This window comes from Pseudomonas sp. HS-18 (assembly GCF_020401845.1).
Taxonomy (GTDB): Bacteria; Pseudomonadota; Gammaproteobacteria; order Pseudomonadales; family Pseudomonadaceae; genus Pseudomonas; species Pseudomonas nitroreducens.
In genome coordinates, this window is the sequence record NZ_CP084413.1 from 4358987 (window position 1) to 4373762 (window position 14776).

Sequence of the window (14776 nt, forward strand, 5' to 3'; positions counted from 1 at the left end):
ACCGGCTCAGGCCGCCGGTCGGGGTATTTCAAAAAATCCGGTTCAGGCCGTCGAACGCCGCTACGCGGTAGGCTTCGGCCATGGTCGGATAGTTGAAGGTGGTGTTGACGAAATACTTCAGGGTGTTCAGCTCACCCGGCTGGTTCATGATCGCCTGGCCGATGTGGACGATCTCCGAAGCCTGGTCGCCGAAGCAATGCACGCCGAGGATTTCCAGGGTCTCGCGGTGGAACAGAATCTTCAGCATGCCCACCGGCTCGTTGGAGATCTGCGCGCGGGCCATGCCCTTGAAGAAGGCCTTGCCTACCTCGTAGGGAATCTTCGCGACCGTCAGTTCCTGCTCGTTCTTGCCGATGGAGCTGATCTCCGGAATGGTATAGATGCCGGTCGGCACGTCATTCACGAAGCGCCAGCCATCGTGCTCGACGATGTTGCCGGCGGCGGAACGGCCCTGGTCGTATGCAGCGCTGGCCAGGCTCGGCCAGCCGATCACGTCGCCCGCGGCATAGATGTTCGAGACCGAAGTACGGTAGTTCTCGTCCGTCTCGATCTGGCCGCGGCTGTTGACCTTGATGCCGATATTCTCCAGACCCAGGCGATCGGTGTTGCCGGTACGGCCGTTGCACCACAGCAGGGCATCTGCCTTGATCTTCTTGCCGGACTTCAGGTGCAGGATCACCCCGTTGTCCAGGCCTTCCACGCGCTCGTATTCCTCGTTGTGACGGATCAGCACGTTGTTGTTGCGCAGGTGATAGCTCAGCGCATCGGAGATCTCGTCGTCGAGGAAGCTCAGCAGTTGGTCGCGGGTGTCGATCAGGTCTACCAGCACGCCCAGGCCACTGAAGATCGAGGCGTACTCGCAGCCGATCACGCCGGCTCCGTAGATGATCAGGCGGCGCGGGGTGTGGCTCAGCGAGAGGATGGTGTCGCTGTCGTAGACGCGCGGGTGATTGAAGTTGATGTCCGACGGGCGATACGGGCGCGAACCGGTGGCGATGACGAACTGGTCGGCCACCAGGCGCTCCACGGCGCCGCTGGGCGTCACGACTTCGACAGTGCGCTCATCGACGAAGCTGGCGGTACCGTTGAACATGTCGATGCGGTTGCGCGCGTAGTAGCCGGTGCGCGAGGAGACCTGCTTGGAGATCACCCGCTCGGCGCTTTTCAGTACGTCCGGGAAGGAGAACCAGCGCGGCTCGCCGATCTGGCGGAACATCGGGTTGGTGTTGAACTCGATGATCTGCTTCACCGAGTGACGCAGCGCCTTGGACGGGATGGTGCCCAGGTGCGTGCAGTTGCCGCCGACCACGCGACGGCTGTCCACCACCGCCAGCTTGCGCCCGTACTTGGAGGCGTTCATCGCCGCTCCCTCGCCTGCCGGGCCCGTGCCGAGAATCACCACGTCGTAGTTGTAGACAGCCATGCGTACTCCTTCAGAACAGGCCGGGGCGCCCGCGTGGCGCTCCCGGCGAAGCCCCGGCACCACATGCGCCGAGGCGGATCGAAATCATTGGCGCAGCTTAGCCCTGCGGCAAAAGGCTGCACATTAGCGGTTGGTCGGCAGGTAGGCGAATTTTGCCGCCACTACAAGCCGTGCCCCTCACTGCGGGCCGCCATCATGCCCGCCGAAGCTTTCATTCAGGCGACGGGAACAGCGCTTCGAAGCGCGGCGTCGCGCGGGTCACGAAACCTTCGCCCTGGCGCACGATGAAGAAAGCTGCCAGCCCGTTGCGCTCGGCAAAGGTATAGCCCTCCTCCGGCCCCAGCACCATCAGCAGGGTCGACAGGCCATCGGCACGCAAGGCCTGGGCTTCCGCCACGGTCGCCGACGCCAGCGCATGCCGGACCGGCGCGCCAGTGCGCGGGTCGAAGGTGTGCGAGTAGCGCTGCCCACCTTCCTCGAAATAATTGCGGTAGTCGCCCGAGGTGGACAGGCCGAAACCGTCCACCGCCACCGAGCGCTCCACCTGCCGCTCGCGCTCGCCGCTGGGCACTTCCAGGGCAATGCGCCAGGGCGTGCCATCGGGCTTGTGGCCCACGGCCTTGAGCTCGCCGGTGATTTCCACCAGATAATCCGTCAGGCCCAGCTCGGCGAGGCGCGCGCTGACCTGGTCCACCGCATAGCCGGCGACGATGCTGTCGAAGTCCAGCTGTGCGTCGACGTCCTTGCACAGATGCTCACCTTCGAGACGCAGATGCTGATGGCCAACACGGGCGCGTTCACGCTCCAGAGCGACGGCATCGGGCACCTTTTCACTGCGCGACTGCGGGCCGAAGCCCCACAGGTTCATCAGCGGCTCGACGGTCAGGTCGAAGGCACCTCCGCTCTGCTGCGACAACTCCTCGCCATAGCGCCAGAGCTTGAGCATGTCCGCCGGCAACGCCATGCAGGCGCCGGCCGGCAGCGCATTAAAACGGGAGACCACGGAATCGTCGCGGTAGGTCGAGAACTGCTCGTCGAGGCTGGCCAGAATCGTATCGACCTCCGCCTTGAGCTTCGCAGCGTCCGGCGCCTTGCCGGTCGGCACGTATTGCACCGTGTAGCTGCTGCCCATGGTCGGGCCACCGAAGCGTTCGATGGACTGCCCGCAGCCAGTCAAGGTCGCGACCAGTAGCACGATCAACAGGCTTGCACGGGACAAGGTCTTCTCCATCAGCCGGCAGGCGCGCGGCGCCGGGCATTCTACCGCAAGCACCCCGCTGCACTGTTTCCGCTGTGACAAAGGTGCATTACCAAAAGAAAACGGGAGCCGAAGCTCCCGTTTCCCGACCGGCTCAGGCGTCAGTCTTGGTCGGGGACTTGCGCTTGAACAGGAAATAGCAGGCGCCCATCAGCACGATCCACACCGGGATCGCATACACCGACACGTCGATGCCAGGGATCTGCAGCATGATGCCCAGGATGAACACCACGAAGGCCAGGCACAGCCAGTTGCCGAAGGGGTACCACAGCGCGCGGAAGAACGGCTGCACGCCCTTGGCCGCCATGGCCTTGCGGAACTTCATGTGAGCCAGGCTGATCATCGCCCAGTTGATCACCAGCGCGGCGACCACCAGGGACATCAGCAGCTCCAGCGCCTGGTGCGGGATCACGTAGTTGACCACGACGCACGCCAGGGTGATGAAGGCCGACACGCCAATGGCCAGCAGCGGTACGCCACGGTCATCGACCTTGGCGAAGGCGCGCGGGGCGTCGCCCTGCTCGGCCAGGCCGTAAAGCATGCGGCTGTTGCAGTACACGCAGCTGTTATAGACCGACAGCGCGGCGGTGAGCACCACGAAGTTCAGGATGTTCGCCGCGTACTCACTGCCCAGCAGCGAGAAGACCTTCACGAACGGGCTGCCGCTGTAGGGGTCGCCAGCGCTGTTGATGCTCTGCAGCAGTGCATCCCACGGGTACAGCGAGAGCAGCACGGCCAGGGCGCCGATGTAGAAGATCAGGATCCGGTAGATGACCTGGTTGATCGCCTTGGGGATCACTTTCTTCGGCTCGGAGGCTTCGGCGGCGGTGATACCGACCAGCTCCAGGCCACCGAAGGAGAACATGATGATCGCCAGGACCATGATCAGCCCCTTCCAGCCATTGGGGAAGAAGCCGCCATGGGCCCACAGGTTGCTCACCGAGGCCTGCGGGCCGCCGGCGCCGCTGACCAGCAGCCAGACGCCGAGCAGGATCATGCCGATGATGGCGACGACCTTGATGATCGCGAACCAGAACTCGGTTTCGCCGAAAGCCTTCACGTTGAACAGGTTGATGGCGTTGATCAGCACGAAGAAAACCGCCGCCGTCGCCCAGGTCGGGAAGTCCGGCCACCAGAACTGGATGTACTTGCCGACCGCGGTCAGCTCCGACATGCCCACCAGGATGTACAGCACCCAATAGTTCCAGCCCGACATGAAGCCGGCGAAACCACCCCAGTACTTGTGCGCGAAGTGGCTGAAGGAACCGGCGACAGGCTCCTCGACGATCATCTCGCCCAGCTGGCGCATGATCAGGAACGCAATGAAGCCGCCGATGGCGTAGCCGAGGATCATCGACGGGCCGGCGGATTGCAGGACGCCGGCCGAGCCCAGGAACAGGCCGGTACCGATGGCGCCGCCGAGGGCGATCAGCTGGATGTGGCGGTTCTTCAGACCGCGCTTCAGCTCGCCTTCATGCAGATGTTGTCCATCCATTTGAAGTCTTTCCAGGTTCAGGAATTGGCAGATTTTATTGATGATTATGGTGGAGCCAGTAACGAAAAACGGGAGCCCGAGAGCTCCCGTTTATCTAGACCGCCTGGATCAGCGCGGGAAAGCCGGCGGGTTCACGCCAGCCATGTCTTCCATCACGCGGACGACCTGGCAGCTGTAGCCGAACTCGTTGTCGTACCACACGTACAGAACGACGCGGTTGTCGTTGGCGATAGTCGCTTCGGCATCGACGACGCCCGCATGGCGGGAGCCGACGAAGTCGGTGGAGACCACTTCCTGGGAAGCAACGAAGTCGATCTGCTTCTGCAGGTCCGAGTGCATGGCCATCTGGCGCAGGTACTCGTTGATCTCTTCGCGGGTAGTGGCTTTTTCCAGGTTCAGGTTCAGGATCGCCATGGAGACGTTCGGCGTCGGAACGCGGATGGCGTTGCCGGTCAGCTTGCCCTTCAGAACCGGCAGAGCCTTGGCGGCAGCGGTCGCGGCGCCAGTCTCGGTGATCACCATGTTCAGCGGCGCAGCGCGGCCACGGCGGCTGCCCTTGTGGAAGTTGTCGATCAGGTTCTGGTCGTTGGTGAACGAGTGAACGGTTTCGACGTGACCGTTGACGATGCCGTACTGGTCGTTGACGGCTTTCAGCACCGGCACGATGGCGTTGGTGGTGCAGGAAGCGGCGGAAACGATCTTGTCGTCAGCGGTGATATCACCATGGTTGATGCCATGCACGACGTTCTTCAGCGCGCCCTTGCCCGGAGCGGTGAGGATCACGCGGTCGATACCCGGGCACTTCAGGTGCTGGCCCAGGCCTTCGGCGTCACGCCATTTGCCGGTGTTGTCGACCAGCAGGGCTTTCTTGATGCCGTACTGGGTGTAGTCGATCGACGCCGGGTCGTTGGAGTAGATCACCTGGATCAGGTTGCCGTTGGCAGTGATGGTGTTGTGTTCTTCGTCGATGGTGATGGTGCCATCGAACGGACCATGCACGGAGTCGCGACGCAGCAGGCTGGCGCGCTTGACCAGATCGTTCTCGGCGCCCTTGCGGACGACGATGGCGCGCAGGCGCAGGCCGTCGCCACCACCGGTCTTCTCGATGAGGATGCGCGCCAGCAGGCGGCCGATACGACCGAAGCCGTACAGGACGACGTCGGTGCCTTCGCGAGCGCCGCCGTTCTGCTTGCCGACCACGTCGGCCAGCTCGTCCTTGGTGAACTGCTCGATGCTGCGACCGTTACCTTCGGCCTTGAACTTGGCAACCATCTTGCCCAGGTCGACGGAAGCGGCGCCCAGCTTGAGCTCGCTCATCGCCTTGAGGATCGGGAAAGTGTCGTGAACCGACAGCCCGCCTTCTTCGGCCAGGCGGTGACGGGCGAAACGGTGCGCTTTGAGGATCGCGATCACCGAACGGTTGATCAGGCCACGGCCGTAGATCGAGGTCACCACGTTGTTGTTACGGTAGAGTTGGCCGATCAGCGGAATCATGGCTTCCGCGAGGGCTTCACGATCGATCCACTCACCGAGACACTGGTCGGGCTTCTGGGTCACGGGCAATACCTTCCACATGTAGGAGAAGAAAAAAGGGGCTACATTATGACGGCGTGAACAATCGCCGGCAATCCGCAGCGGTCGTATGACTGACATCCGTCAATCGGGATAGTTACAATCCGACCGGTCAAATTCCTCGACCGGAGCCACGAACGCCCGTGTCCGTATTGCGTATCCCTACATTGCCGACAGCTGCCGGCAAGCAATCCTGGGGCAACCTCCCCGGGGCCGCCCTGAGCCTGGCCATCGCTGAAGCGGCCGGCCCAGCCAAACGTTTCACCCTGTTGCTGACCGCCGACAGCCAGAGCGCCGAGCGCCTGGAGCAGGAGCTGCGCTTCTTTGCGCCAGACCTGCCGGTACTGCAGCTGCCGGACTGGGAAACCCTGCCCTACGACGTTTTCTCGCCGCACCAGGACATCATCTCCCAGCGCGTCGCCGCCCTTTATCAACTGCCCGAACTGCGCCGCGGCGTGCTTGTGGTACCCATCACCACCGCCTTGCACCGCCTGGCGCCGGCCAAATTCCTGCTTGGCATCAGCCTGGTGCTGGACGTCGGCCAGAAACTCGATGTCGAGCAGATGCGCAGCCGCTTCGAAGCCGCCGGCTATCGTTGTGTGGACACCGTCTACGAACACGGCGAGTTCGCCGTGCGCGGCGCATTGATCGACCTGTTCCCGATGGGCAGCGAACTGCCCTACCGCATCGACCTGTTCGACGACGAAATCGAGACGCTTCGTACCTTCGATCCGGAAACCCAGCGCTCCATCGATAAGGTGGAGAGCATCCGCCTGCTGCCGGCGCGCGAGTTCCCGCTGCGCAAGGAAGCGGTGACCGGCTTCCGCGGCCGCTTCCGCGAGCGTTTCGACGTCGACTACCGCCGTTGCCCGATCTACCAGGACCTGGCCAGCGGCCTGACACCTGCCGGCATCGAGTACTACATCCCGCTGTTCTTCGAAGATGGCGAGACATCGACGCTGTTCGACTACCTGCCCCAGGACACCCAGGTGTTCTCCCTGCCAGGCATCGAAACTGCCGCCGAGCAGTTCTGGACCGACGTACGCAACCGCTACGAAGACCGCCGCTACGATCCGGAGCGCCCGCTGCTGCCGCCCGCTGAAGTCTTCCTGCCAGTAGAGGACTGCTTCGCCCGCCTGAAGAACTGGCCGCGCGTGGTGGTCAGCCCCGAGCCCATCGAGACCGGCGTCGGCCGCGAGCGCTTCCCTGCCGAGCCGCTGCCGGAGCTGGCCATCGAGGCCAAGGCCACCGAGCCGCTGGCGCGCCTGCGCCAGTTCATCGAGCAATTTGACGGACGCATACTCTTCACCGCCGAGTCCGCCGGCCGCCGCGAAGTGCTGCTGGAACTGCTGGCGCGACTGAAGCTGCGCCCGGTCGAGGTCGAAGGCTGGCCAGGCTTCCTGGCGCACAAGGACCGCCTGGCGATCACCATCGCACCGATGGACGAAGGCCTGCTGCTGGACGCAGGCATTGGCCAACCGGGCATCGCCCTGGTGGCCGAGAGCCCGCTGTTCGGCCAGCGCGTCATGCAGCGTCGGCGCCGCGAGAAGACCCGCGACGGTGGCGAGAACGTCATCAAGAACCTCACCGAGCTGCGCGAAGGCGCGCCGGTGGTGCACATCGACCACGGCGTCGGCCGCTACATGGGCCTGATCACCCTGGAGATCGACGGCCAGAACGCCGAATTCCTCGCCCTGCAATACGCCGACGAAGCCAAGCTTTACGTGCCGGTGGCCAACCTGCACCTCATCGCCCGCTACACCGGCAGCGACGATGCCCTGGCGCCGTTGCACAAGCTGGGTTCGGAAACCTGGCAGAAGGCCAAGCGCAAGGCTGCCGAACAGGTCCGCGACGTCGCCGCCGAACTGCTCGACATCTATGCCCGCCGCGCCGCGCGCAAGGGCTATGCCTTCAAGGACCCGCAGGTCGACTACGCCACCTTCTCCGCCGGCTTCCCCTTCGAGGAAACCCCGGACCAGCAGACCGCCATCGAAGCCGTGGTCGCCGACATGCTCTCGGAAAAGCCGATGGACCGCCTGGTCTGCGGCGACGTGGGCTTCGGCAAGACCGAAGTGGCCATGCGCGCGGCCTTCGTCGCGGTGCACAGCGGCAAGCAGGTCGCCGTGCTGGTGCCCACCACCCTCCTCGCCCAACAGCACTACAACAGCTTCCGCGACCGTTTCGCCGACTGGCCGGTAACGGTCGAGGTGATGAGCCGCTTCAAGTCCGCCAAGGAAGTCGAAGGCGCCGTAGGCCAGCTCGCCGAGGGCAAGGTCGACATCGTCATCGGCACCCACAAACTGTTGCAGGACGATGTGAAGTTCAAGAACCTCGGCCTGGTCATCATCGACGAAGAGCACCGCTTCGGCGTGCGCCAGAAGGAGCAGCTCAAGGCGCTGCGCAGCGAGGTGGACATCCTCACCCTCACCGCCACGCCGATCCCGCGCACACTGAACATGGCGGTCGCCGGCATGCGAGACCTGTCGATCATCGCCACGCCGCCGGCGCGCCGGTTGTCCGTGCGCACCTTCGTCATGGAAGAGCAGAAGTCGGTGATCAAGGAAGCCCTGCTGCGCGAACTGCTGCGCGGCGGCCAGGTGTACTTCCTGCACAACGAAGTGAAGACCATCGAGAAGTGCGCCCGCGACCTGGCGGAGCTGGTTCCCGAAGCGCGCATCGGCATCGGCCACGGGCAGATGAACGAGCGCGACCTGGAACGGGTGATGAGCGACTTCTACCACAAGCGCTTCAACGTGCTGGTGGCCTCGACCATCATCGAGACCGGCATCGACGTGCCCAGCGCCAACACCATCCTCATCGAACGCGCCGACAAATTCGGCCTGGCCCAGTTGCACCAACTGCGCGGCCGGGTCGGCCGCAGCCACCACCAGGCCTACGCCTACCTGCTCACCCCGCCACGCAAGCAGATGACCCCGGACGCCGAGAAGCGCCTGGAAGCCATCGCCAACGCCCAGGACCTCGGCGCCGGCTTCGTGCTGGCCACCCATGACCTGGAGATCCGCGGCGCCGGCGAACTGCTCGGCGATGGCCAGAGCGGGCAGATCCAGGCGGTGGGCTTCACCCTCTATATGGAAATGCTCGAGCGCGCGGTGAAGGCAATCCGCAAGGGCGAGCAGCCGAACCTGGAGCAGCCGCTGGGCGGCGGCCCGGACATCAACCTGCGCGTACCGGCGCTGATCCCGGAAGACTACCTGCCGGACGTCCACGCCCGCCTGATCCTCTACAAGCGCATCGCCAACGCCGCCGACGAAGACGGCCTGCGCGAACTGCAGGTGGAAATGATCGACCGATTCGGCCTGCTGCCAGAGCCGGCGAAGAACCTGATCCGTCTGACTTTGCTGAAACTGCAGGCGGAAAAGCTCGGGATAGTGAAGGTAGATGCCGGGCCCCAGGGAGGCCGGGTAGAATTCGCCGCCGATACCTGCGTCGACCCGCTGGTGCTGATCAAGATGATCCAGAGCCAGCCCAATCGGTACAAATTCGAAGGGGCCACCCTCTTCAAGTTCCAGGTGCCCATGGAGCGCCCGGAAGAACGGTTCAACACGCTGGAAGCGCTGCTCGAGCGCCTCACGCCACAGACTCACTAAGGATTCCGTGCAATGCGCCTGTTCCAACCCCTGCTGCTGTCGCTGGCACTGCTGTCGCCGGCGGCCTTTGCCGAGCCTTACCAGGTAGAGCTGATCCTCTTCCAGCAGTCCGGCGACGTCGTGCTCGCCAGTCGCCCCGCCCCGGATGACTGGGCCAAGGGTGCGCAACCGCCCGGCCCGGACAGCTCGCGCCCTACTGCCATGGACGCCCAGGTCGCCAAGCTCAAGCAGAACGAAGGCTTCCAGGTGCTGATGCACAAGGCCTGGCGCCAGGAGATCGATGCCAACCCGGTGAAGGTTTCCCTGACCGAGGGCGCCCAGCGTGACAGCCACTTCCCGGTGGAAGGTACCGTCACTCTCAGCCAACAACGCTTCGTGAACACCCAGACCGACTTCTGGATCAACCAGTTCGGCCAGGACGGCCTGCTCGCCGCCAGCCAGCACATGGTCCAGGAAGCCAGCCTGAAGAACAGCGTGCTGACCTACCTCGACCACCCGAGCCTGGGCATGTTGATTAAAGTGACCCCGCTCAACGCCAAGCCGGCCGCCGCCCCGCCGCCGGGCATGGAAGACGAGGCGCCGACCGGCCCGGATGCGCCGCAGCAGCCTGCGCCGGCCGCTCCGGCAGACGGTGGCTTCGACGCCCCGCCGCCGGCCCAGCCCGCGCAATAAAGAAAAAGCCCGGCAATCGCCGGGCTTTTTTTCACCTGCAGGAGCGAAGCGTCAACTCACCAGCACGCGCCCCAGCACCTCGCGCACCTTGCCGATGCCGTCGTGCAGCGCCTGCTCGATCTCGGCCATGGTGATGATGCCGCTGGACTTGCCCGCCGCGGGATTCACCACCAGCGACAGGCAGGCATACGGCAAATCCAGCTCACGTGCCAGCGCGGCTTCGGGCATACCGGTCATGCCGACGATGTCGCAGCCGTCGCGCTCCAGCCTGGCGATCTCCGCCACGGTTTCCAGGCGCGGCCCCTGGGTAGCCGCGTAGACACCATGACTGCTGTACGCATATCCCAACGCCTGCAGTGCGGCGATCAGCTTCTGCCGCAGCGGCTCATCGTAGGGGTGGCTGAAGTCGATATGGGTGACATGGTCAATGTCACCGGCGAAATACGTGTGCTCACGGCCCCAGGTGTAATCGACGATCTGGTGCGGCACACACAGGTGACCACTCCCCATCGCAGCATGGATGCCGCCCACGGCGTTCACCGCAAGCACGGCCTGGGCGCCAGCCTGCTGCAGCGCCCAGAGGTTGGCGCGGTAGTTCACCTGATGCGGGGGAAAACGGTGCGGATGGCCGTGGCGAGCGAGGAACAGCACCTCGCGACCGGCGAACTCGCCGCGCTGAACGGTCGCCGAGGGGGCACCGTAGGGCGTCTCCAGCTCGATGGCATCCTTCAGGGTCAACCCTTCCAATTGGGTCAGGCCGGTACCGCCGATGATGGCGTAGACAGTCATGGCAAATCCTTAGTCGATCAGTTGTGCGGCACGCAATTCGCCGACGGCTTGTTGCCAACGCGGCAGTTGCTTGTATTCGGTGCCCGGCCAAGCTCTGGCACGCATGCGTTCAAGGCGCTGCGGCGCGCTGACCTTCAGGCGCTGCAGGGCACTCAGGGCCAGCTCGGCGGAGGCGCGGTCATTGCACACCAGCCCCATGTCGCAGCCGGCACTCAGGGCGGCCTCGATGCGGTTGGCGGCATCGCCGACCACATGGGCGCCGGCCATGGACAGGTCATCGCTGAAGATCACACCGTCGAAGCCCAGTTCGCCGCGCAGGATGTCCTGCAGCCAGCGACGGGAGAAGCCGGCTGGATTCGGGTCGACCTGCGGGTAGATCACGTGGGCCGGCATCAGCGCATCCAGCTCGCCGGAAAGACGCTGGAACGGCACCAGGTCCACGGCGCGGATCTGCTGCAGCGTGCGCTCGTCCTCGGGAATCCCCACATGGGAATCGACTTCCGCCCAACCGTGGCCGGGGAAGTGCTTGCCGGTAGAGGCCATGCCGGCGGCGCGCATACCACGGATGAACGCACCAGCCAGCGCAACGGCACGCTCCGGATTGCCTTCGAAGGCGCGGCTGCCGACGACGGCGTTGCGCTGGTGGTCCAGATCCAGCACCGGAGCGAAGCTCAGGTCGAGCCCCACCGCCAGCACCTCGGTCGCCATCAGCCAGCCGCACTGCTCGGCCAGGCGCTCAGCGTTGGCGTTATCGGCGATGGCACGCATTGCCGGCAGACGCAGGAAGCCCTGGCGCAGGCGCTGCACGCGGCCACCTTCCTGGTCCACCGCGAGCAGCAAATCGGGGCGCACCGCGCGGATGGCGGCCATCAGCTCGCGCACCTGGCGCGGCGACTCGATGTTGCGGGCGAAGATGATCAGGCCACCCACTTCCGGGTGGCGCAGAATCTGGCGGTCCTCGGCGGTGAGCCAGGTGCCGCCGATGTCGAGCATCAGGGAGCCTTGCATATGCATTCCTTTCAATTCAATTGCGCTGCGTGCCACTCGGGGCATGCAGCCTCTTCGATTCGGACCCGGCAATGGAGGGGAACCCGCGGAAAGAGTTCCAGCAGGTCGTCATTGCGCAGGCGGATACAGCCGTGCGACAGCGGGACGGCCATGGGCTCGCAGTCGGGAGTGCCGTGCAGATAGATGTAGCGGCGAAAGGTGTCGACCTCGCCCATCCGGTTGCGGCCCTGTTCGCAGCCGCTGAGCCAGAGAATGCGCGAGAGGATCCAGTCGCGGCCGGGAAACTCTTCGTGCAGCGCAGGCGTCCAGGTTTCCCCGGTCCAGCGCCGCCCCTTCAGCACCGCTCCTTTGGGGAGCCCATCACCGACGCGTGCGCGTATCTGGTGCAGGCCACGCGGCGTGCAGCCGGACCCGTTGCGCTCCCCCGCGCCGTTGACAGCAGTGGATACCTGAACACGGACGACGAGACACCCCGCGGCAAAGCCGTAGAGCATCTGGTCAGCAAGGGAGATATGGAGAAGATCAAGATCGGCCATGGCCGGCTACTGTAGCCGATCGGACCGGCGCAGCCCAGCGCGAAGCCGGGCGCAAATCAGACTTTGGCGGGAGCCTGTGCGGCGCTCGACTTGGTGCGCGGCTTGAGCTGGGCGCCGGCCAGCGACGGATCGCTTACACCGCTATCGGCTCGCATGCCGGCAGCCAGGAACGGCACCATCAGGCGCATCACCTGCTCGATGGAGGTGTTCACGCCGAAATCGTTCTCGGCCATGGCGCGCAACGCCTTGATGCCGGACATGCTGAATACGGCAGTACCCAGCATGAAGTGCACACGCCAGAAGAGCTCCAGCGGCGGCAGACGCGGTGCGGACTCGTTCACCAGCAGCATGTAGCGGCGGAACACCTTGCCATAGACCTCTTCGAGGTACTTGCGCAGGTGCCCCTGGCTCTGGCTGAACGCCAGGCCCAGCAGGCGCATGAAGATGGACAGGTCATTGCCGCTGCGCGGCTTGACGGCCATGGCCTGGACAACGAGCAGTTCGAGCAGCTCTTCCAGCGTGGCACGCGGCGCATCGGGCTTGGCCTGGCGGCGATCCAGCTCCTTCTCGAGACTGGCGCAGAACGGACCGAGGAAGCGCGAGAAGACCGCCTGGATCAGCGCCTTCTTCGAGCCGAAGTGGTAGTTCACCGCCGCGAGGTTCACCCCCGCCTTGCTGGTGATCAGACGCAAGGAGGTTTCGGCGAAGCCTTTCTCCGCGAACAGCTGTTCCGCAGCATCCAGGATGCGTTCGACGGTTTCCGACTGGGCCATGGCTACTCCGCCTGACAAACACTTGTTTGAAACATACGTTTCAGCGTCTTCTATTGTCAAGCAAAGTGCGATGGATTGTTACCAATATCATGGCAATGCGACGAGAGACCGTATGTACAGCAAGACGCCTGCCAGCGTCCAAAGGTTACATGCACGAACGTTCCACCAACAGCCTCGCCCAATAAAAGCATTGCCAGCCCGCTATCACTGTATATAATTCCAGGCACTGTATAAAAAGCCAGAGTATGGACATGCTGAAGCTCACGCCGCGCCAAGCCGAGATCCTCGCCTTCATCAAACGCTGCCTGGAAGCCAACGGCTATCCGCCCACCCGCGCGGAGATCGCCCATGAACTCGGCTTCAAGTCGCCCAACGCCGCCGAGGAGCACCTGAAAGCCCTCGCCCGCAAAGGCGCCATCGAGATGACCCCGGGCGCCTCCCGCGGCATCCGCATCCCCGGCTTCGAACCCAAGGCCGCCGCCAATGACGACGAACTGCCGATCATCGGCCGCGTCGCTGCCGGCGCGCCGATCCTCGCCGAGCAGAACGTCGACGACACCTGCCGAATCAACCCCACCTTCTTCAACCCGCCGGCGGACTACCTGCTGCGCGTTCGCGGCCAGAGCATGAAGGATGTCGGCATCATGGACGGCGACCTGCTCGCCGTGCATGTCACCCGCGAGGCGCGCAACGGCCAGATCGTGGTCGCCCGCCTGGGTGAAGAGGTGACGGTCAAGCGCTTCAAGCGCGAAGGCAGCAAGGTCTGGCTGCTGGCCGAGAACCCGGAGTTCGCCCCCATTGAGGTCGATCTCAAGGAACAGGAACTGGTCATCGAAGGCTTGAGCGTCGGCGTTATCCGTCGCTGAACAGGAGACAACCATGCAGTACCCGCAGCCACAGAACCTGCCGCAACTCCCGCTGTTCCAGGAAGCACTCTGGGCGAGCGGTACTGCCCCCCTGCTCCCTGAACTGCTGGAAGACGAGCCGGTTGCCGACGAGAGTGCCTTCAGCGAGATTGCCCTGCGCGGGCTACCCGGCCAGTGCCTGACGCTGCTGGCGCCAATGCTCCGTGGGCTCAGCGAGGAAAGCGACTCCCGCTGGCTGACACTGATCGCCCCGCCCCTCAGCCTGACGCCGGACTGGTTGCGCAAGGCCGGCCTGAATCGCGAACGTATCCTCCTGCTGCCTGCCCGCGATCAGGCCGCAGCACAGGCCCTGGCCTGCGAAGCATTGCGCCTGGGCAACAGCCATACGGTGGTGAGCTGGCTGAATCTCAGCGAAAGCGCGCGCAGGCAGCTTTCCCGCGCTGCCGTTGCCGGCCAGGCGCAGAGCCTGAATATTCGTCTGGGATGAACTGAACAAGAAGCCTCACCGCGAGCGCAGTGAGGCGGCAGAACTCAGTGCAGGACGCGCGGACCTTCGTCGTCCATGCCCATGTCACCACCTTCGGCGAGACGACCGGCCATCTGCACACCGACATTGAACATCGCCTTGGCGATCTCGATGTGCTGGCCCTGCAGGAAGCCCTTGGCATCGGCGGAGAACTCCAGGGTCACCAGCGCCTCCTCCTCGTCCGCGCGACGCAGCACAATGCGCCCGTCAGGCAGCTCGACAATTTCCAGAAATGAGGTTGGCATAGCGA

General features: G+C 64.4%; 12 protein-coding genes and 1 pseudogene. 4 read left to right on the plus strand and 9 right to left on the minus strand.

All coding sequences use genetic code 11. From position 1 onward, the window contains the following. Positions 1–28 precede the first annotated feature (28 nt). From sthA to LDJ84_RS20245, 4 genes and pseudogenes are all read right to left on the minus strand, one after another. A complete protein-coding gene (gene sthA / locus LDJ84_RS20230; protein WP_024766684.1) occupies positions 29–1423 on the minus strand; it encodes a Si-specific NAD(P)(+) transhydrogenase in 1395 nt (464 codons plus the stop codon). A gap of 211 nt (positions 1424–1634) precedes the next feature. Continuing rightward, positions 1635–2654, minus strand: coding sequence for an FAD:protein FMN transferase (locus tag LDJ84_RS20235; RefSeq protein WP_051445709.1), 1020 nt, complete (start codon positions 2652–2654; stop codon positions 1635–1637). Positions 2655–2817: 163 nt separating this feature from the next. After that, positions 2818–4176: pseudogene (locus LDJ84_RS20240) on the minus strand (amino acid permease); the annotation flags it as partial. A gap of 108 nt (positions 4177–4284) precedes the next feature. Continuing rightward, positions 4285–5751, minus strand: coding sequence for a glyceraldehyde-3-phosphate dehydrogenase (locus LDJ84_RS20245; RefSeq protein WP_037007634.1), 1467 nt, complete (start codon positions 5749–5751; stop codon positions 4285–4287). 140 nt (positions 5752–5891) lie between these two features. Between LDJ84_RS20245 and mfd the strand changes: the two genes are divergently transcribed. Both mfd and LDJ84_RS20255 read left to right on the plus strand, forming a co-directional pair. Then, positions 5892–9356: a transcription-repair coupling factor gene (gene mfd / locus LDJ84_RS20250; protein ID WP_226045335.1), complete on the plus strand. Its 3465-nt coding sequence runs from the start codon at positions 5892–5894 to the stop codon at positions 9354–9356. A 12-nt stretch (positions 9357–9368) separates the two neighbouring features. Next, positions 9369–10028, plus strand: coding sequence for a CsiV family protein (locus tag LDJ84_RS20255; RefSeq protein WP_038803716.1), 660 nt, complete (start codon positions 9369–9371; stop codon positions 10026–10028). Positions 10029–10079: 51 nt separating this feature from the next. Here LDJ84_RS20255 and LDJ84_RS20260 read toward each other — a convergent pair whose 3' ends face one another. The 4 genes from LDJ84_RS20260 to LDJ84_RS20275 are packed head-to-tail and all read right to left on the minus strand — an operon-like array spanning position 10080 to position 13134. After that, complete coding sequence (locus tag LDJ84_RS20260) at positions 10080–10817, minus strand: S-methyl-5'-thioinosine phosphorylase (RefSeq protein ID WP_037012652.1); 738 nt, start codon at positions 10815–10817, stop codon at positions 10080–10082. Positions 10818–10826: 9 nt separating this feature from the next. Continuing rightward, a complete protein-coding gene (nagZ, locus tag LDJ84_RS20265) occupies positions 10827–11825 on the minus strand; it encodes a beta-N-acetylhexosaminidase (RefSeq protein ID WP_024766862.1) in 999 nt (332 codons plus the stop codon). 11 nt (positions 11826–11836) lie between these two features. Continuing rightward, entirely contained in the window at positions 11837–12361 is a 525-nt protein-coding gene (locus LDJ84_RS20270) for a L,D-transpeptidase (protein WP_084357385.1), read from the minus strand. 56 nt (positions 12362–12417) lie between these two features. Continuing rightward, positions 12418–13134: a TetR/AcrR family transcriptional regulator gene (locus tag LDJ84_RS20275; RefSeq protein WP_024766860.1), complete on the minus strand. Its 717-nt coding sequence runs from the start codon at positions 13132–13134 to the stop codon at positions 12418–12420. Between the two features lie 251 nt (positions 13135–13385). On the opposite strand from LDJ84_RS20275, the gene lexA reads away from it, so the two are divergent. Further along, entirely contained in the window at positions 13386–14000 is a 615-nt protein-coding gene (lexA, locus tag LDJ84_RS20280) for a transcriptional repressor LexA (RefSeq protein WP_024766859.1), read from the plus strand. Positions 14001–14013: 13 nt separating this feature from the next. Further along, a complete protein-coding gene (sulA, locus tag LDJ84_RS20285) occupies positions 14014–14487 on the plus strand; it encodes an SOS-induced cell division inhibitor SulA (protein ID WP_037012655.1) in 474 nt (157 codons plus the stop codon). A gap of 44 nt (positions 14488–14531) precedes the next feature. On the opposite strand, the gene LDJ84_RS20290 is transcribed toward sulA, so the two are convergent. Beyond that, complete coding sequence (locus tag LDJ84_RS20290; protein ID WP_024766857.1) at positions 14532–14771, minus strand: hypothetical protein; 240 nt, start codon at positions 14769–14771, stop codon at positions 14532–14534. Positions 14772–14776 lie beyond the last annotated feature (5 nt).